The sequence below is a fragment of the Nocardia sp. CDC519 genome (assembly GCF_059509835.1).
Genome location: NZ_CM183377.1, coordinates 5510616 through 5529312, shown reverse-complemented (window position 1 = coordinate 5529312; position 18697 = coordinate 5510616). Strand labels below are relative to the sequence as shown.

Here is an 18697-nt window from a genome sequence, read left to right as displayed (position 1 = left end):
TGCCCGCACCGGGGTAGCGCAGTCACTGTGCTCGCCACGAAGCTCGTGGCTCGTGCGTGATCGAACTCGGTGGGAGTGGGTACTGCCAAGAAAACACCGAGGAGGATTCCCATGCCCCGACAGAAGGACACCGACGACGCCGACGAGCCCGAGGGCGGACGCCCCGGTCCCACCGATCAGGGCCGCGACGGCGGCATGGCGACCCGCGAGGTGGCTCCGGAGATCGCCGAGACCGACGGTGCGCAGGAGCCGCCGGACTGATCACTCCCCCGGCACACTCTCCTCTAGTGCCAGTGGCCAATGGCCGATGCTGGTCAGCGGCACGATGCCGTACTGCCTGATCGCCAGGTCGCGGTAGTGACCGGCGGTCGAGGCGCGAGGATCGAGCCGAAGCGCGTGGGCGAGCCAGCCGGTCGCCTCCTTCACGGCCGCGCGAGGTAGGCGGGCCGAGTCGGGTCCGAGGACGTCGTCGGCGCAGCGCGGGTCCACGATCACCGCCGCGGCAAGATGCTGGAGGCAGCGGGCGACGGCACGGTCGTCGCACAGCGCGCGGTTGGCGGTGAGCGAGAGCCGCCAGCACCGCAGCGCGCGGATCCCCTCGCCGCGCGCCCACCACACATGCCCGAGGATTTCGTGCATGTGCGCGCGGCCGCCCGGGTCGCGGCCTTGACTGGTCAGGGCCTCCGCCAGTTCGAGACGATCCTGCGCGTCGTCGAGCCTGCCCTGACACAACAGGACCACCCCGAGGTTGACGAGTGCGCAGACCTCGCCGGGGATGTCTTCGCGCGGCAGCATCCACCAGACCCGTTCGAGGCGCTTGCGGGCCTGTTCGAGGTGCTCCGGGCCCGCCGCCGCCGGGTCGGGGAGGTCGGCGAGGGCCGTTGCGTGTTCGCGGCGCGCGGCCAGATCGGCGTAGCGGCCGCCCTGGCCGTTGCGGGGTGTCCGTTCGGCCCGGCCCGCGCGCAGCCGCACCTGGGCGGCGTGCGCGCCGAAGGTGTCGAGTCCGGGCAGCCGGGCCACCGCCTCGGCCAGCGGCACGTCGTAGCCGCCGGTGCGCGCGTGCCATACGTCGAGGGCGTCGGTGATCCGGATCAGTCCGGGCGTCGCGCTGCGGGGCAGCCGCACGCCGAGCTCCGCGCAGCCGAGCACCAACCGCCGCAGGAATGGTTCTTCCACCTCGAACCAGCGGCGCGCTGCGGCGGCGAAGCGCAGCGTGCCGAGGCCGATCGCCCATCGTTCGGCCTGGTCGGCGTGGTGGCGAGCCAGTGCGGTGATCGCGGCCTGCCACTGCACCTGCGCCCGTACCTCGGCCATCGCATCGGGCGGCGGCACCGCGACGACGCGATACTGCTGCACTCCGGCGTTCTCGACACATCCCTGGCGCTCGAGTTCGGCTAGCAGCAGCGGCGCGCCGGTGTAGGCGGGCTCGCCCGCGTCGGGAATGCGCGTGGGTGCGTCCAGGATCGCGGTCAGCACATCGAGCAGGGCAGCGGCGGTGTATTCGTGCACCGGCAGCGCGCCGAGCACCCTCGCCTCGACGCCCGAGCCATGGTGAACCGTCAGCGGGCGAGGTGCACACGTATGCACGCCGACCGGGGTCTCGGCATCGTCGAATTGCGCCAGTAGTTCGAGTTCTCGTGCGGTGTACGGGCTTTCGCGCAGTCTGCGCTGTTCGGCCGACAACCAGCGAATCACCAGCACCACGACGACGGTCACGCCGATCACCAGCAGCGCCACCGAGATCAGCAGTCCCACACCGCGTTCGAGGAACAGACTGGACACGATATTGATGACCAGTCCGAGCAGGATAGCGCCGGCCAGCGCGCCGCCGCCGAACCGCAGGCGGATCCCGGTGGACGGCACCGCACGCACTACCGGGGATCGCGGCCGCGGCGTCTGATCGGTCACCGCAGCACTCCTCCGGTGAGCGCCGGCACCAGGAATCGCCGCCAGGTGGCCAGCAACAGCGTGACCGGCACGATCGCGAAAACCAGTGATCCGGCCGCCAGTTGCGGCAGATTCTCCTCGAAGTGGCGGGCCTCGCCCCACAGCAGCAGCGACCACGGGCTCACCCCGGCCCCGCTGATCATCAGGCTGACGAAGAAGTCGTTCCACACCTGAACGAATTCCAGCACCGCGGCGGCGACTACCGCGCCGCCGACCCCGGCCCACAAACGCCGCGCCACCGCCCCGGGGCGAGCCAGCCCGTGGATCGCGGCCGTGCGCGGATTCTCGGCGGCGGCCCGTAACGCACCGCGCAGGATCAGCACGGTGACCGGGATACCGGCCGCGGCGTGGACCAGCATCAACGGATACTGCGTCCCCGAGAACCCGAGCGCCCCACTCACCTGGTCGATCGGCCCCAGATACATCTGGGCGGGCAGCACGGCCAGCACCACCAGCCCGGTGATGGCGATCCGGAACCGCCAGCTGCCCGGCGCGGTGGTCGACAGCCAGCGCGCCACCGGCAGCGCCGCCGAAACCGCAAGCACGGTGGCAACGGTCGCGACCAGGGTTGTCAGGCCGAGCGTCGACGGCAGACCGGCCTCCCAGACCCGGCCGAGCGCGGGCCAGCCGTGGCCACCCGGACGACGCGTCGACACCCACAGCAGCATGAGCAGCGGCGTCGCGAACACCGCGGCAACCAGCACCGCGAACACCGTGGTCGGCCACGCCGTGCGTGGCACGCCGTACGGCTCATGCGGATTCGGGCGCAATGGCAGGCGAATTTCCCTGGCGCCGCCCGCCTTCCACAGCGCGAACGCGCACATGCCGACCAGGACCGCCAACGGCACCGAATACATCGCCGCCTCGGCGGCGGTGCTCTCCCCCGTCACCAACCGCCACCAGCGCACGGTCGCGCTGTCGCGCTGGTACTGATAGGAGGCCGGAACGCCGATGAGAATCACGTCGAAAACCCGCGCCGCGGCGACCACCACGGCGATCCCGGTGACCAGCAGCACCGGTTGCATCAGCCTCAGCAGCCGCCACATCAGCACCGCGGGCCGGAACGTGGTGGTGGGACCGGTGAGGTAACCCCAGCGCACCGAGTCCGCTTCGATCGCGCGCAGCGCCGCCGAGAAGATGCCTGCGAGAAAACCGAACCAGGTCCACCAGAAGGCGAACAACGGCATCCATCGGTACCCCGTGCGGAAGGTGCCGACGTCGCCGACGGGCACCGCCTGGTCGAACATCACCCGGAATGCCAGACCCGAGACGAACGCGGCGATGCCGAACGGCACCACCAGCGGCAGCCACACCCAGCGCACTCCGCGCCCGAACCACGCCGCGGCCAGCGCCAGCGCCATCAACACCAGCCCGGCCGCCACGAACAGCAGCGTGCGCGCATACACCCCGAGCTCGTCGGCATTCGCGATGCGGCAGAACAGCAACGGACCCGGCGCGAGCACTACGGCATACACGGTCCACATGAGTGCCCGCGGCTGCGGACGCACCGCCTTCCGCAGCACGAACACCGCAGCGACCCCGCAGGCGAGCACAGCCAGCGGCACACCCACTCGCGGCCCGGCGGTCGCCACCGTCCACGCCGAGGCGACCACCAACAGCACCTGCAGCAGCACGGCGGGCACGAGCTGGGCTCGTTCCCACCCACGCCAGGGATGCCTGCCGCCGATCAGCGCGCCACGCATCCGCCGCGTCGCGAGCTCGAGCCGCACACCGTTGCTGGAGAAACCGGGGATCGTGTTCATCTCACCGCCCGGTGAGAGCGAGGACGGCCTGGTTGACCGCGCGGACGACGTGGGCGCGGTCCGCGTCGACGGCGATCAGGTACTCAGTCAGTACCCGCCACAATTCATGGCGGCCGCCGGCCGGGCCGAATCGGTCGGGCAGTTCGAAGACCACCTCGCCGCGCAGCCGCTGGGCCGACATCCGCAGGAACGGCGAATAGGCGGCATCGGTGGCCAGATTCGGGGCGAGGAACCCGTGAAACGAGTTGATCCACTGCAACGGCGCCGCGGGCGCGGCCAGCGCGACGAGCACCCGCTCGGCCCGCTCATCGGCGGCCCGGTTCAGCACGAGCGCGTCGCCGCCGAAGATCAGTGGCGCGGGACCGTCGGCCTCGACCGCGGGAAAACCCGTGACACCGACGACGTCGTACGGATTGCGACCCGAGGCCGCGACGGCCTTGCGCACCACCGGCTCGGCGAAATCCGGCGCCACCACCATCACCGCCCGGCGCCGTTCGAACACCTCCCGCACCGCATCGGAGAACTGCATGGTGAGTGCCGTGCCGATGCCGCCGGGATAGGCCGATTCGTGCACCGACCAGGTGCCGAGCCGGTGCAGAGCCGCGCGCACCGCGTCGCGTTCCCAGACCGCGTCCGGGCCTGCGTCCGCGAGCGCGATGTAGGTGTCCGGAGATTCGGCGTACAGCAGGTTTTCGAACAGGTCGGTCAATGCCCAGCCGTCTCCCGCCGATAACGCGAGCAAATGCATGTCCTTGCCGGCGAGGAACTCGATGCGGGTGAGCCAGTCCTCCAGGGTCCACCGGGCCGGATCGCCGAGCTCGTAGTCGCGCGCCGATTCCCGGTCGTACCAGACCAGCGATTTGTCCGCGGCCTTGAACGGCACACCGTAGGGGCGTCCGTCGTGGTAGAGCAGCCCCCGCCACACCGCGGGGTAGCGCGGCTCCAGCGCCTCATCCGCCCACAGGGACTCGGGCACATCCCGTAGCGCACCCCGGGCCGCCAGCTCACGCACGCGCCCGGCCAGCGGCAACATCACCAACTCCGGCGCCGAACGCCCACCGGTCAACGCCGTACCGATCTCATCACCGAGCGGAATCACATCCACCGAGCCCGACAAGCCCAGCGCCTCCAGCACCCGCCGGAACGCCGCCAGCTCCGACCCGCTCCACGCCACCGCGATCCGCACCGCCCCCGGCGTCCCAAGCACACCGTCGCCACACGCCGCCAGCGGCGCCACCAGCGCCGCATGCAACACCGTCCTACGGGTCAGCATCGCCCCCCAGTCCCAGCCGTCATCTCCGCGTGAGCACGGCCTATTATGCTAGGCGACAGGGTATTTCGCCGCGGATTGCCCGGCTTCGCCCCGATCGGCCGTTGGCATCACGCTCGGCACGGCCGTTCGGCAGCGAACCTCTCGACGCCACTGCGACCCAGGTTCACGCAACGAAATTCGGGCACCGGAGCCCGGCGTCTGGTAGCGGCTCCTTGCCGTGGACTTGCCGCACCGACGCCTACTCCCCCCATCACAGCGGGCACCTCGGTCCCCGGCCGACCGGCCACGGGACAGCAATGCGGAATGCGCGTGCCCGGCGGAACGGCAAGCGATGGCAACGCCGACGGCCTGCCACCGCGATACAACCGAGAGTTACTGCCTCGCCGTGCTGCGCTTGGGCAGCTTCCAGCCCGGACGGGGGAAGTGGCAGGTGTAGCCGTCGGGGAAGCGCTCGAGGTAGTCCTGGTGCTCCGGCTCGGCCTCCCAGAACTCGCGAGCCGGAGACACCTCGGTGACCACCTTGCCCGGCCAGAGGCCCGAGTCCTCGACGTCGGCGATGGTGTCCAGCGCGGTGCGCCGCTGGTCCTCGTCGAGGTAGAAGATCTCCGACCGGTAGCTGGTGCCGATGTCGTTGCCCTGGCGGTTCTTGGTCGTCGGGTCGTGGATCTGGAAGAAGAATTCCAGCAGGGCGCGGTAGTCGGTCCGATCCGGGTCGTAGACGATCTCCACCGCCTCGGCGTGGCCCGGGTGATTGCGGTAGGTCGGGTGGTCGTTGCTACCGCCGGTGTAGCCGACCCGCGTCGACAGCACCCCCGGCTGCTTGCGAATCAGGTCCTGCATCCCCCAGAAGCATCCGCCGGCCAGAATCGCCTTCCGTGGATTGCTCACACCGTCTCCTTCACTGCTTCCGGATAGCGCCGTCCGCGCCTCTGGTCGACCAGTAGAACGTGGTGGCGGGCGCAGGATATTCCACGATAGTCCCGGTCCTCGGCGTCGAGCGAGGTGGCCGGGGTGCCAAGACACCGCTGCGCAGTGCGCCCGATCCGCGCCGAGTATTCGGCCGCCAGCTATCTATGAGCGAATACCCTTGCAGCGCAATACCTTATCGATCACAATGAACGAAGCCTTCGGCGCAGAGGGGACGTGTCGGCCGTCGTGCCGCATCGGACTAAGTGGGGATTCAGATGAGATTCAAGCGTTTCACCGCCACCGCCTTCCTGACCATCGGGGTACTGGGCGCTTCCGCGGGTGTCGTGCACGCCCACCCGGCAGCACCGGCCCCCGACGCTATCGCGGTACACGGCACCGAACAGGGCATCGGCTACACCGCAGCACCCACCGCCGACGGCACCGGCGTGTCGGCCACCGTCGCCCAGGGCGGCTTCGCGCTGACCGCGGACGGAAAGGCCGTCACCCTCGCCGATGGCACCGGCCGAGTGGTCGCCACCCTTCCGATGGCCTTCGTCGCCGACGGCCACAAGTTCGGCCTCGCGCCGCAGATCAGCGACGCGGGCCGCACCCTCACCCTCACCCCCGTCGGCGCCCCGGCCGCCACCACCGACCGCCTCGCCTCCTTCGTCGACGACGATGCGGCCACCCTCGCCCGCAAGCAGCACAACGCGGGCGTCGGCGCACTCATCGGCGCCGGAATCGGCGCGGTCCTCGGCTTCTTCCTCGGCGGAGTCGGCGCCTTGGTCACCGTGCCGATCGGCGCTGGCATCGGCGCGCTCATCGGGTTCTCGACGCCGTAATCGAGAGATTTCCGACGACGCGGTTGCTCGTGTCGGCCCGCGGTAGGAGGTGGACGCCGCGGGCCGTCGCACTCGTGCGCCGACTGCCGCTCAAGCGGTGAAAGGCCGATGAGCGGCCGGGCATCCGGCAGCGGGAAGTTCCAGCTCGATCAGATATCGCTCCTGGGCAGCGCGCACGCACGGGCTGGTCGGATCGTGCCCGTATCCGGGAATCACCATCAGGTGTGCGTTGCCGAGCGCCTGCTGTGCGCGTTGGGCAGCAGGCAGCGGGGTGGCAGGATCGAAACGGTTGTTGATCAGCAGCGCGGGCGTTCTGGTGCGCAACGTCCACGGTCCGAGATAACGCTGCGGGTAGCCCGACTCGGGTGCGGGCCAGGCAGCGCAAGCCTGTAGCGGATACAGCCAGTAACCGCCGAAAGTGGGTGCGGTGCGGTCGAGTTCGCGCCCGAGTTCCGGCCAGCGGTCCGGATCGCGCGGCAGTGAGTTGTCGGCACAGCTGATCGCGACGTAGGACTCGAGGAAGTCGTAGTCGAACGGCGCCGACGCCAGAATCGCGCGGGCAGCGGCCGGATCACCGAGCGCTGCCCGTTCGAGCTCGGACAGTAGCCGGGCCAGTGCGGACCAGCCCTGATCGGGATCGTAGAGCAGAGCCGCGTGCACCAGCATCAGATCGTGGTAGCTGAACGGCAGCGCGTCGGCGCCCGACCCGATCACGATCGGAGCCCGTTCGAGCGACGCGAGCAGCGTGGTGTGCCGCTGACGGAGATTCCCGCCGGCGAACGCGCACGCGCCGGGCGCGGCGGTCTCGCACAATCGCAGGAATTCGGTGAGCACTTCCTCGGTGCCGGTGGCAGCGTCACCGAGGGCGGTGACGCTGTCGTTGGTATACCGCTGGGGGTCGATCATGGAACCGAGCTGCAAGGCGCGCACCCGGTCGGGGAACAGCGCGCCGTACACCTGGCCCAGGTAGCTGGCGTAGGAGTAACCGACGTAGGTCATCTGCGGCTCGCCGACCGCGCGACGCAACAGTTCCAGATCGCGCGCCGCGTCGACGGTGGTCAGGTACGGAAGCATCGCACCGCTGTGCTCGGCGCACCCGGCGGCCAGTTGCCGAGCCGCCGCCGCAGCCGCCCTGTCCTGCTCACCGTTCACCGGTGGAATGCGCAGGCCATCCCAGAACTGTTGTTGCGCGGCATCGTCGGCGAAACATCGCACCTGTCCGCTGCGCCCGATGCCCCGCTGATCGAAGGTCACGACATCGAAGCGTCGCGCGATCTCACCCGACAGAATCTCGGTGTCGCGGGCCCAGTCGTATCCCGAGCCGCCCGGCCCACCGACCGCCGCGAAAACCGTCCCGATGCGCTGCTCCGGATCGGCGGCGGGCTGCCGGACCAGCGCCAACGACACCGTTCGCCCCTGCGGCCGCGCGTAGTCCACCGGCACCCGCACCCGAGCGCACTGATGGCCGTCGAGCCCCGGCTCCGCACACGCATCCCACCTGAGCTCCGGCGTGGGCACGGCGTCGGCCTCCGCGGCCAAGCGGGCCACCATCGCCGACGCCTGATCGACGCGCTCTCCGGTGGCCGCGCATCCCGCGACGGTCACCGTGAACATCACCGCAAGAACAACTCTCGCCCACCGCATCACCCGATGATCCGCGACCTCCCTCGGCCGAGCATCCTCCTTTGGTGCGACATCCAGGGTGCGAATTTCGGGGTTGACAGCCGCGAGAACAGCCCGGTCGACGCCTGAGCGGGTTACGACACTCGGGGACCGGCACTCACTCGGTCTCCCTGCGGTCCCCGGGCTCCGGCATGGCGAGTGTCAGCAATCCGATACCCATGGCCACCACCGCGATAGCCGCCATCATCGTGATGGTGCCGGCGACGGTGTGCGAACCGAAGAACAGTGTGGTCAGCACCGCGAGACCGACGGCGTTGCCGATCTGTTCGATGGTGGGCAGCACACCGGAAGCTTCCGCCATCCGGTCGGCGTCCAAACCGGACAGCATGATCGGTTGCAGTTGCACGCCGAAAACGCCGACGCCGAACCCCGAGGCGAACACCGGCCCGGCCCAGAGCAGCGCGTTGATCTCGCCCCCGCTGAGGTGGAGGTAGATCGCACCCGCGGCCATGCAGCCGCCGAACAGGGCGATGCCTGCGGCGAGAACGCGGATCCCCCAGCGCTGCACCAGGATCAGCGAGCCGATCGCACCGGCGCCCGCGCCGAGGGCGAACAGGCTCATCACCAGGCCGGTGCGCCACGGCGAATAGCCGAGCACATCCTGCATGGTGATGGAGGCGGCGAAGACGAAGGCGGTGAACAGGCCGAAGAAGGCGCACACCAGGATCGAGCCGATGCGGAAGCCTCGGTCGTCGAAGAGCTCGAGGCGAACCAGCCTGCTCGCGCCGCGCACCGCCTGCCTGCGTTGATGGGCGAGGAATACCGCTGCGAGGGCGAGCCCGGCCGCACCCACCGCGATCAGCTCCGGGTTCCAGCCGTGCTCCTGGATCTGGGCGAGGGCGAAGATCAGCGCGAACAAGCCGGCCGTCGACAGCACCACACCGCCGAGATCGAGCCGGTCGCGGCCCTCCGGCCGGCCCATCCGCAGGTACCGCCAGCCCAGCACGAAGGCGAGAACGCCGATCGGCAGGTTGATCAGGAACACCGACCGCCACCCCCAGCCACCGATATCGAGGGTGATCAGCGCACCACCGACGATCGGGCCGAGCATTCCGGCGAAACCAGCGACGCCGCCATAGAGCGCGAAGACCAGTGGATGACGTTCGCGTGGAAAGCTCGCGGTCAGAATCGCAATGGTCTGTGCCGCCATCCCCGCGCCCGCCGCGCCCTGGATGACGCGGGCGAGCACCAACTCCGTCGCACCGGTCGCCAGCCCACACCACAGCGATGCGGCGGTGAAGGCGACCACCGAGGCCAGGAACATCACCCGCCTGCCCACCATGGCGCCGATCCGGGCGGCGGTGAGCAGCGTGCACGCGAAGGCCAGCGAATACCCCGAGATCACCAGCAGCTGTGCCGACCGGGAGGCGCCCAGATCGGCGGTCAGCTCGGGCAGCGCGGTGTTGACGATCGTCACGTCGATCATCTGCATGAACACCGCGATCAGGCAGCCGGCGAAGGCCAGCCAGGCCGGCAGTTCGCCGCTGACCTTCTCCCGCAGCGTCGCCAGATCCGGCACCATCGTCACGCGGTGAGCTCCATGATCGCGCGCTGCCCCGACAGCGCCAGCTGGGTGGGGAAGCTCATCCGCACCAGCCGATGCGGCGCCGCTTCCTCGAAATGGGCGATGAACGGCGGCAGGATGCCGCCGATCACCTTGTCCAGCAGCATGTTCACCTGCGCGAACCCGGGCCGCAGCCGTACCTGCCAGCATGGCACGCTGCCCGCGGGCACCTCGACGGTCATGCGCTTTTCGATCTTGGCGAGCAACGGCCAATGCACGGAGAAGGCCAGCCAGACGTCGATCTGCTCGATATGCCCCTCGGCGAATTCGAGACCGCGCAGCAGCGTCAACCCGCCCGCGATCGGCATGATGTTCAGCGGAAACGGCGCCGGTCCCGCACCGAATTGCAGATGCGTGGTGTGCAGGAAGTTCGCTTCTTCCCGCGAGACCACCGTGCTGCCGGACCGGGTTTCGGCTCGGTAGTGCTCGGCCCGCAACCGCTCGCCCGCGCGTTTGAACCGCTGCTCGATCGTCATCGACAGATCGCTGCCACCGCGCCCCGCCCCGCCGAGGCGGGCCTCGACCGTCGAGAGGTACCCGCCGGGCTCCCGCACGATGAGGTTGGTCATCTCGAAGCCCTGTGGCTGATCGGCGGGCCGGACCGAATACACCGATTTCTCGCCGTCGGGAATCCACGGATCCCGGAACACGGTGGGCACATATCCTCCTGGGTCAGCGGGGTTCCGCGGTCGCGGTGATGGCCACGAACACCGATTTCATGGCGGCGACGTAGCGTTCCACCGAAGCGTGCGCGACCTCGGTGCCTGGATAGATGACGCTCAACCACGTCCCCGTCGGCAGCCGGTTGATCCAGATGAGCACTTCCTCGGAGGCAGCGCGGTTGGCGTACACGCCCGCGGTGATCTCGTCGAAGAACTCGTGCCCGGTGAAATCCCGTGCGTCGATGAACGAGATCATCGGGGTGACCCAGCCCGGTTCGGCCTTGATCTCGGAATCGGCGGGCAGCAGTTCCAGCACGCGGTGAAAGGACGTGGGCGCCAGCCGGAGCCCGTTCTCGTAGGCGCGCTGGGCGATGGTCAGCGCCCGGGTGTGGGGGGTGCTCGGCCCGAGTGGGAACCGCGACGGGCACGAGGGTCACGTACCAGCCCACCGAGTTACCTTCGGCCGCCGATGTCCTGGTACTGATCGGCGTCATGCCGAAGTAGTAATCGGAATCGGTGAGTTCTCGTTCGGCCAGCGCGGCGGCCGCGAACGCGCCGCCGACGAATTCGGCGTCGTGCGCGCGGCATACCTGCTCGAACCTGGCGGCGTCGTCCTCGTCCAACAGCAGAATGCTGCGGTGCGCGCTGCGGTTGTATCCGTCGGACCGCTTGCCGAGATCCAGCGGAAACGACGGCAGCCGATTATCGTTGCCCCGCAACAGCTCCAGCCATTTGCGCACTCCCGGCGACGACAACGTCAACCGGTCGCTGTGCGCGCGCTCGGCCAGGCAGTAGTCCAGGTAGCTCGCCGCCGGCGGTAACGGCTCCGCCTCGCCCCACATCTGCGCCGCGTACAGCTGTGCGAAATCGGACGCGGACAGGTACTGCCCCAACCCGTCGGTGTGCAGGTGGTCGACGGCGAGGTACACCGTGGTCGATTCGCCGTGTTCGATCGCACCGAAGGTGAAGCAATCCCATTGGAACGGACCCGGTGTGGTCTTCTCCACGTGGGTGCGAATCGATTCCGAGTCGTCGATCATGCCGTAATCGATGGGTACGAACTCGACCGCGTCCTCGGGTACCAGATGCCGCCGCACCACCCCACCCGGTTCGATGGCGAACCAGGTGCGGAAGGTGTCGTGGCGCAACAGGAACTGATGGATCACCCGGGTCATCGCGTCCCGGTCCAGATCGCCGATCGGGATTTCCGCGGTGACCAGGCACAGCCCGGAAAACCGGAATTCGGCGTGCACGTGCCGGTCGGCCAGCCGCAGATACTGTTCCTGTTGCAGTGACGGCGGCGCCGGATGTTCCGGCGCCTGGTGCGCACGTTCGAGCGAGCGCGGCGAGGCGACCCAGGTGATGAGGCGGCCGGGCGCCGGCTCCCACTCATCGATGAGACCGAAATCGACCATGTCGGTGTCCTCGTTCCCTACCGGGCCACGGCCATGGACGATTCGTCGACGAGGTCGCTCGCCGCGGAACCGTTCCCGTTCGGGTGCGCGGCACCCGCGTCGCTGTGGCCGTTCGCCGCGGCGGCGACCACCACCGGCGCTTCCGGCACCGGCTGCGTCTGCCCGGCGTCGTGGGCGAGGATCAGTTCCGCCACCTTCGGACCGGCCTGTTCCAAGCTGAACGAGCGACCCATCTGCAACGACATCAGATCGATCCCGAGCGTCTTGGTGACGCGAGCGCCCAATTCGACCGCCATCAGCGAGTCGAGACCGAGCTCCGGCACCGGGACCGTCATGTCGATCGACTCCACCGGCACGCCCATGACCACGGCCAGTTCCTCGGCCATCTTGCGGGCGATGTAGGTGCCCCGTTTGGTCTCCTCCATGGCGGCCAGTTCCTCGCGCAGCCGCGCCAATTCCGAGGTGTCCTTGGCGGAAGCCTTGGCCAGCGCGATGGTGCGCCCGGTGCGGGTCAACTGGGGGAAGGTGCCGGTCAGTTTGGCCCAGTCGGTCGGGATGATCGCCGCACGCGACACCCCGAGCCGCAGGGTCTGCTCCATGTAGGCGGTGGCGTCGGCCATGTCGATCGGGCCGAAACCGACCAGGTCGAGGTATTTTTCGGCGGTTTCGTCGGAGGCCATGCCGCCGGTGGCGCCGGAGAGGTGGCCCCATCCGATGCACAGCGCCCGCTCACCGGCCCGCGACCACTTCTCGGCCAGCGATTCCACCGCGACGTTGGCCGCGCAGTAGTTGTACTGGCCGTAGATGCCGTACATCGAGCCGCCCGAGGAGCAGAGCACGAACATGTCGAGGGTGATCCCGGCGTCGGCGACGGCCCGGTGCACCACCTGCGCACCGTGCACCTTCGGCCGGTACACCCGGTCCAGCTGTTCGTATTCCATCTTCGAGATGCGGTTGTCGGCCACCGCGCCCGCGGCGTGGAACACCCCGCGCAACGGATGCTCGGCGCTGTGGTTGCGGGCGATCACCGCGGCGATCGCATCGGCATCGGTGACGTCGGCGAGTTCCTCGATCACCTCGATGCCGACGGTGCGCCACGCCTCGAGCTGCTGACGCGCCTCCTCGGTGGCCGGGCCGCGCCGGCCGAGCAGCACCAGTCTGCGCGCACCGCGCAGCGCCAGCCAGCGGCCGATCGCCAAGCCGAACCCACCGAAACCGCCGGTGACGAGGTAGTTCGCGGTGTCGCTGATCTCGACCTCGGGCAGGTAGGGCCGCACCGGCGGTTCGGGTGAATCCATCCGCAGGGCGATCCGGGCCGGCCGCGACGAGCGCAACGTCTCTTCGAACGCCTTGCTCACCTCTTCGGTTTCGTACAGCTGGTACGGCAGCGGAGTGTAGGTGCCGTCGGTGACCTTCTCGAACACCCGCTCCAGCAGCCGGGCCAGCCGCTGCGGCTGCACCGCCACCAGCCGGTCCAGGTCCATCGAGTAGTAGGCGAGGTTCTTGTCGAAGTTGGCCAGCTCCAGCAGCCCGCCGGTATAGATGTCGGCCTTACCGACCTCGACGATCCGGCCGAACTCCGCGGCGGCATTGAAGTTCTGCCGCAGGATCTCCCCCGGCGCACTGCTGACGATCACATCGGCACCCACGCCATTGGTCAAGGCCAGCACATCGTCGACGAAGTTGAGCGAGCGCGAATTCACCGCGTAATCGGCGCCGAGGGCGAGCACATGGGCACGGCGTTCGTCGGTGCTCGCGGTGCCGATGATGCGGGCTCCGCGTGCCTTCGCCACCTGGATGGCGGCGGTGCCGACGCCGCCGGCCGCGCCGTGGATCAGCACCGTCTCCCCCGGCTCCAGCCTCGCCAGATCCAGCAGCGCGTATTCGGCGGTGCCGAAGGCGATGGTGCTGGTGCAGTGGGCGGGATCGGTGTCGGCGGGCAGCACGACCGCGAGCTGCCGGTCCACCACGGCGTACCGGCGCATCATGCCCTTGGAGGCCACCGCCACCAGGTCACCGACCGCGACGTCATCGACGCCGTCGCCGACGCGCACCACGGTCCCGACGCCTTCCATACCCGGCACGGTGCCGAAGTAGGTCGGCGCCAGCTCGCGTTCACCGAGCAGCCCGATGATCTTGAGCGGGTCCTTGTAGTTCAAGCCGATGACCCGCATACGGACCTCGATCTGACCGGCGCCCGGTGCCGTGCGCGGGCATTCTCGCCAGGCCAGCGCCGACAGCAGCCGGTTGCGTGGGATGTCGAGTGCGAAGTTCGCCTCCGGATCGGTCAGCGGTGTCGTCGCATCGAGTTCCTCGAGCCGGTCGGGCAGCGGCTTGGTGACCACCGGCGCCCAGCGTGTGCCATCGCGCAACAGCACCTCGTCACAGTTGTCGTGCGAGAAAGCGCCCGGCACGGCCAGTTCGGCGACCAGGTCGGCAATCGCGGTCCCAGGCTCGATGTCGACGAGCCGCCACCGCAGCGGGGTCTGCTCGTTGAGCAGCACGCGCCGGGCACCGGCCAGCGCGGCCTGATGCGGATTCGGCGGAACCTGGCTGTCGGGCAGGGTGAACGCGCCCTCGGTGACCAGGGTGCAGTGGACGACGCCGTCACCGAAGACCGATTGCGGAGTATCGGCGCCCTCGACGGGTGGGTTGGCGAATTCGTCCACCGCGACCGCGAGACGCTTCAACGTCCACAGGGCGGTCATATCGTCGTCGACCGTGCCTGCGACGAGGCAGACATGCAGTCGATCGGTGCCGTCGGCCCTGGCGGCCGCCAGGTTCGCGACCAGGTCGGCGTCGAGCGAATCCGCGGCCGGATCGGCGACGTAGAGCCGTGAACCGGGCAGCGCGGCCGCGAGTTCGCCCGCACGGCTGCCCGCACCGAGTTGCACGATGACGGTGGACACCGTTCCGGCCTCGGCCAGCGCGGCCGGGTCGATCGGGTCCCGCTGTTCCATGGTGTCGCTGTAGTAGAAGTCGGCCATCCGGTGCATCGGGCTGTCACCGGGTTTGAGCGCACCGATCTGCAGGCCCGTCAGCCTGGCGACCAGCAGGTGATCGGAGTCGAGCAGATCCACGTCGGCGCGCAGCCGGGCCGACGGGTCCCGCCGGACGACGACGGTGATCTCGTCCGGCAGATCGGCCAGCAGGCGAACGGCCGCCACACCGACGGGCACCATCACGCCCTCGTTGATGCGTTCATCGGCGAACAACAGGGCGGCGCACTGCATGGCGGCGTCGACGACGGCGGGGTGGGCGAGGTGCCCGGAATCGGCGGCGATCGAGCCGTCGACGGTGGCCACCACCGCGTCGCGGCCGACCCGCACCGACGTCACCCGCTGGAACGACGGACCGTACTGCAGGCCCGCCGCGGCCAGACCGGAGTAGAACATCGCCGGGTCCACATCCACGCCGACCTCGATGGACGGCACCCGGACCACGGTCTGCTCATGGCTGCCGGTCAACGTCCGCCCGGAGGCGTGCACCGTCCATGCGGTACCGGTGGCGCTGCGCGACCGGATCAGGAAGCGGCCACTGGCCTCCTCCACACTCAACGCGACCAGCGGCACGTCCGGTGCGCCCATGATCAGCGGCGCGATGAACCGCACCCCTTCCAAGGCGACCTGTTTCGCGCCGATCCTGGACGCGGTGGCACTGAGCGCCGCGTCCAGGTAGGCCGCACCTGGCATGATCTTGATGCCGTTGACCACGTGATCCGACAGCCACGGCAGCACTTCGGTCCCCACCTGCAACAACCATTCGGGGCGGCCCTCGACGTCCGGATCGCCCAGCATGGCATAGGAATCGGGGGTGCCGAGGCGGGCCTGTTCGAACAGTGGCAGCGCCGAATGCAGCCGGGTGCGCTGCCACGGGTAGCGCGGCAGCGGCAGATGCGGAGTGGCCGGGCGATCGGGCGGGAACAGCTGGTCGCGGTCGAGCACACCGGCGGCGTGCAGGCCGATCAGGGTGCGGCGCAGGCTCACCGCATCGGGCTGCTCGCGATCGAGGGTCGCCACGGTGGTGCCGTTGACGTCGGCGCTGAGCATCGCCTCGCGAATATTGCCCGACAGCACCGGATGCGGGCCGACTTCGAGGAACACGCGGCTGCCCGCGGCGGTCAGCGCGCTGATGGCGTCGTAGAAGCGCACCGGCTGACGCACATTCGACCACCAGTACTCGGCGTTCCAGTCGCCCTCGGTGACCTGTGCGCCGGTGACCGTCGAGTACAGCGGCACCCTGGGCGCACGCGGGTCCAGCCCGGCGAGCACCTCACGCAGTTCGGCTTCGATCGGCTCCATCAGCTTGCTGTGATAGGGCACTTCGACGCGCAGGCGCCGCGCGAAAACACCCTCCTCGGTGAGCTTTTCGGCCAGCTCGTCCAACCTCTGCACCTCACCGGAGAGGGTGAGTGCGGTGGGGCTGTTGATGGCTGCGATATCGATGCGCGGATCGCCGCCGATGAGTTCGACTGCCTGCTCCTGGCTCAGACCGACCGCGAGCATGCCGCCGGTGCCCGCGGTGGTCGCCTGCAACCGGGCCCGGTGGTAGGCCACGCGCACCGCGTCCGGCAGTGACAGCATCCCGCTGATGTAGGCCGCCGACACCTCGCCGACGCTGTGGCCGACGATCGCGGCGGGCTCGATCCCGTACTGCGCCAGCTCACGCACGAGTCCGACCTGCACCAGGAAGTTGGCCGGCTGCGCCACCTCGGTGCGGGTGACCCGCGACTCGTCCTCGGGTTTGCGCAGCTCCTCGATGATCGACCAGCCCGCGACGGCCCGGAACTCGGCGTCGACCTCCGCGGCGGCCGCGGCGAACGCGCCGCCGTCGGCGAGCAGTTCCCGGCCCATCTTCCAGTGCTGCGGGCCCATGCCGGAGAACACGAACACCGGTTCGGCGGCGCGGGAAATGATGGTCTTGGAGGCGTCGCGGCCTTCGCCGCCGGCGTAGGCGCGCAGGTCGTGGATCAGCTCGTCGGTGGAGTCGCCGAGCAGCACACCGGTGCGGTACGGGTGCTGCGCCATCCGCGTCCACGCCGCTTCGGCGAGGTGCTCGGGGTCGGCGCCGGCGCTGAGCAGGTCGGCGAAACGTCCGGCCAGCGTCCGGGCGGCGGCGGTGCTGCGCGCGGAGATGGGCAGGATGCCCAGGTGGGTCCAGCTCGTCCTGGTCTCGGCAGGCTGCCGGGATGCGCCCCGGTACTCCTGCAAGATGGCGTGGGCGTTGGTCCCGCCGTAGCCGAAGCCGTTGACCGCCACCGACATCGGCGGCGCGTCGGCGGGCAGCGGTTGTGCCTCGGTCTGCACGTGCAGGCCCAGCTCGTCGAACGGGATGTCGGGGTTCTGTTTCTCCAGCCAGCCCTGCGGCGGCAGCGTGCGATGCTTGATGGCCAGTGCCGCCTTGATGACGCTGGCCACGCCCGCGGCGGCCTCGGTGTGCCCGATGGTCGCCTTCACCGAGCCGACGCCGACAGTGCCGTCACGCCCGGTCGCCGCACCGAATACCTGGCCGAGGGCCCGCAATTCGACCGGGTCGCCGACCAGCGTGCCGGTGCCGTGTGCTTCGAGGTAGGTGATGGATTCCGGGGCCAGGCCCGAACGCTCGCACACCGAACGCGCCAGCGCCTCTTGCGAATCGACATTGGGCACCGTGATCGCGGTGGTGCGCCCGTCCTGATTCGATCCGGTGGCCTTGACCACGGCATAGATCCGGTCGCCGTCGCGCTCGGCGGCGTCGAGCTTCTTCAGCACCACCATGCCCGCACCCTCGCCGCGACCGTATCCGTCGGCGGAGGCGTCGAAGGATTTGCAGCGGCCGTCGGCGGCGAGGAAGCCGCCCTTGCACATCAGGACGAACGTCTCCGGCTGCAACATGACGTTCACCCCGCCCGCCAGCGCCACTTCGCAGTCGTCGTTGTCGAGTGCCTGGCAGGCCAGATGGAACGCGACCAGCGACGACGAGCAGGCGGTGTCGACGGTGATCGCCGGGCCGACGAGATTGAGCGCGTAGGCGATCCGGTTCGACAGCATGGTGTAGGACGCGCTGGCGGGGGTGTGCATATCGGTGTGGAACAGCGCGGGACCGACCACGCCGATCACCGACTGGTCCACCACGAACCCGCCGACGTACACGCCGACCGACGAGCCGGCTGCGCGTCCGGCGTACCCGGCGTCATCGAGCGCTTCCCAGGTGACCTCGAGCATCAGTCGCTGCTGCGGGTCGAGCACCGTCGCCTCACGCGGTGAGATGCCGAAGAAGTCGGGGTCGAACTCCCACGGATCGATGGTCATGAAGGCGCCGCGCTTGGTGTAGGAGCGGCCAGGTGTGCGCGGCTCCGGGTCGTAGTAGCGGCGGTAGTCCCAGCGGTCGGCGGGCATGTCGACGACGCCGTCCCGCTTGTCGATCACGAAATCCCAGAAGGTCTCCGGTGAGTCGATTCCACCCGCGAACCGACAACCAATACCCACGATGGCAATATCGGACACACATTCCTCCGGTGTCTCGGTAGCGGCGATCACCGCAACCTTTTCTCGGCGATCACACTCGTCTCATGCGGCCCTACGCAGTCGACCGATGGGGCCCAAACTATGACCGAACGAAACGATATGGAAACGATTCGACCGAGGTTGGGGAACTCCA

At 69.3% G+C, this 18697-nt stretch carries 11 protein-coding genes; 2 read left to right on the top strand and 9 right to left on the bottom strand.

The window, feature by feature from the left end; translation table 11 throughout:
- The first annotated feature begins 111 nt into the window (after window positions 1–111).
- Entirely contained in the window at window positions 112–261 is a 150-nt protein-coding gene (locus tag AC5W7N_RS24985; protein WP_194992496.1) for a hypothetical protein, read from the top strand.
- On the opposite strand, the gene AC5W7N_RS24980 is transcribed toward AC5W7N_RS24985, so the two are convergent.
- The 4 genes from AC5W7N_RS24980 to msrA form a co-directional block, all read right to left on the bottom strand.
- Window positions 262–1908 carry a tetratricopeptide repeat protein gene (locus tag AC5W7N_RS24980; protein ID WP_195007171.1) on the bottom strand — a complete coding sequence of 549 codons (1647 nt, stop codon included), beginning with the start codon at window positions 1906–1908 and terminating at the stop codon, window positions 262–264. It abuts the gene before it with no gap.
- Window positions 1905–3710 (bottom strand): ABC transporter permease family protein, encoded by a 1806-nt coding sequence (locus AC5W7N_RS24975; protein ID WP_194991432.1) that lies wholly within the window; start codon window positions 3708–3710, stop codon window positions 1905–1907. Before AC5W7N_RS24975 ends, AC5W7N_RS24980 begins: the two co-directional genes overlap by 4 nt.
- 1 nt (window position 3711) lies before the next feature.
- Window positions 3712–4983, bottom strand: a complete 1272-nt coding sequence (locus tag AC5W7N_RS24970) for an ABC transporter substrate-binding protein (protein ID WP_163812337.1) — start codon at window positions 4981–4983, stop codon at window positions 3712–3714.
- A gap of 372 nt (window positions 4984–5355) precedes the next feature.
- Window positions 5356–5823, bottom strand: coding sequence for a peptide-methionine (S)-S-oxide reductase MsrA (gene msrA, locus AC5W7N_RS24965; protein WP_178127724.1), 468 nt, complete (start codon window positions 5821–5823; stop codon window positions 5356–5358).
- Between the two features lie 344 nt (window positions 5824–6167).
- Between msrA and AC5W7N_RS24960 the strand changes: the two genes are divergently transcribed.
- Entirely contained in the window at window positions 6168–6734 is a 567-nt protein-coding gene (locus tag AC5W7N_RS24960) for a DUF8020 domain-containing protein (RefSeq protein ID WP_194991431.1), read from the top strand.
- 90 nt (window positions 6735–6824) lie between these two features.
- Here the strand turns inward: AC5W7N_RS24960 and AC5W7N_RS24955 are convergent, their stop codons facing one another.
- The 5 genes from AC5W7N_RS24955 to AC5W7N_RS24935 form a co-directional block, all read right to left on the bottom strand.
- The gene (locus AC5W7N_RS24955; RefSeq protein WP_228815060.1) at window positions 6825–8378 is read right to left on the bottom strand and encodes an alpha/beta hydrolase; all 1554 of its coding nucleotides are present in this window, start codon (window positions 8376–8378) and stop codon (window positions 6825–6827) included.
- A 136-nt stretch (window positions 8379–8514) separates the two neighbouring features.
- The gene (locus AC5W7N_RS24950) at window positions 8515–9939 is read right to left on the bottom strand and encodes an MFS transporter (protein WP_194991434.1); all 1425 of its coding nucleotides are present in this window, start codon (window positions 9937–9939) and stop codon (window positions 8515–8517) included.
- A gap of 2 nt (window positions 9940–9941) precedes the next feature.
- Window positions 9942–10640: a hypothetical protein gene (locus AC5W7N_RS24945; RefSeq protein WP_163812345.1), complete on the bottom strand. Its 699-nt coding sequence runs from the start codon at window positions 10638–10640 to the stop codon at window positions 9942–9944.
- Complete coding sequence (locus tag AC5W7N_RS24940; RefSeq protein ID WP_495922295.1) at window positions 10547–12058, bottom strand: condensation domain-containing protein; 1512 nt, start codon at window positions 12056–12058, stop codon at window positions 10547–10549. Before AC5W7N_RS24940 ends, AC5W7N_RS24945 begins: the two co-directional genes overlap by 94 nt.
- A 17-nt stretch (window positions 12059–12075) precedes the next feature.
- Window positions 12076–18543: a type I polyketide synthase gene (locus tag AC5W7N_RS24935; RefSeq protein ID WP_495922293.1), complete on the bottom strand. Its 6468-nt coding sequence runs from the start codon at window positions 18541–18543 to the stop codon at window positions 12076–12078.
- Window positions 18544–18697 lie beyond the last annotated feature (154 nt).

Excerpts from the sequence above, each read along its gene's own strand:
- AC5W7N_RS24970 (WP_163812337.1), bottom strand. The coding sequence starts at position 4,983 with ATGCTGACCCGTAGGACGGTGTTGCATGCGGCGCTGGTGGCGCCGCTG.
- AC5W7N_RS24950 (WP_194991434.1), bottom strand. The coding sequence starts at position 9,939 with ATGGTGCCGGATCTGGCGACGCTGCGGGAGAAGGTCAGCGGCGAACTG.
- AC5W7N_RS24940 (WP_495922295.1), bottom strand. The coding sequence starts at position 12,058 with ATGGTCGATTTCGGTCTCATCGATGAGTGGGAGCCGGCGCCCGGCCGC.
- AC5W7N_RS24955 (WP_228815060.1), bottom strand. The coding sequence starts at position 8,378 with ATGCGGTGGGCGAGAGTTGTTCTTGCGGTGATGTTCACGGTGACCGTC.
- msrA (WP_178127724.1), bottom strand. The coding sequence starts at position 5,823 with ATGCAGGACCTGATTCGCAAGCAGCCGGGGGTGCTGTCGACGCGGGTC.
- AC5W7N_RS24960 (WP_194991431.1), top strand. The coding sequence starts at position 6,168 with ATGAGATTCAAGCGTTTCACCGCCACCGCCTTCCTGACCATCGGGGTA.
- AC5W7N_RS24975 (WP_194991432.1), bottom strand. The coding sequence starts at position 3,710 with ATGAACACGATCCCCGGTTTCTCCAGCAACGGTGTGCGGCTCGAGCTC.
- AC5W7N_RS24985 (WP_194992496.1), top strand. The coding sequence starts at position 112 with ATGCCCCGACAGAAGGACACCGACGACGCCGACGAGCCCGAGGGCGGA.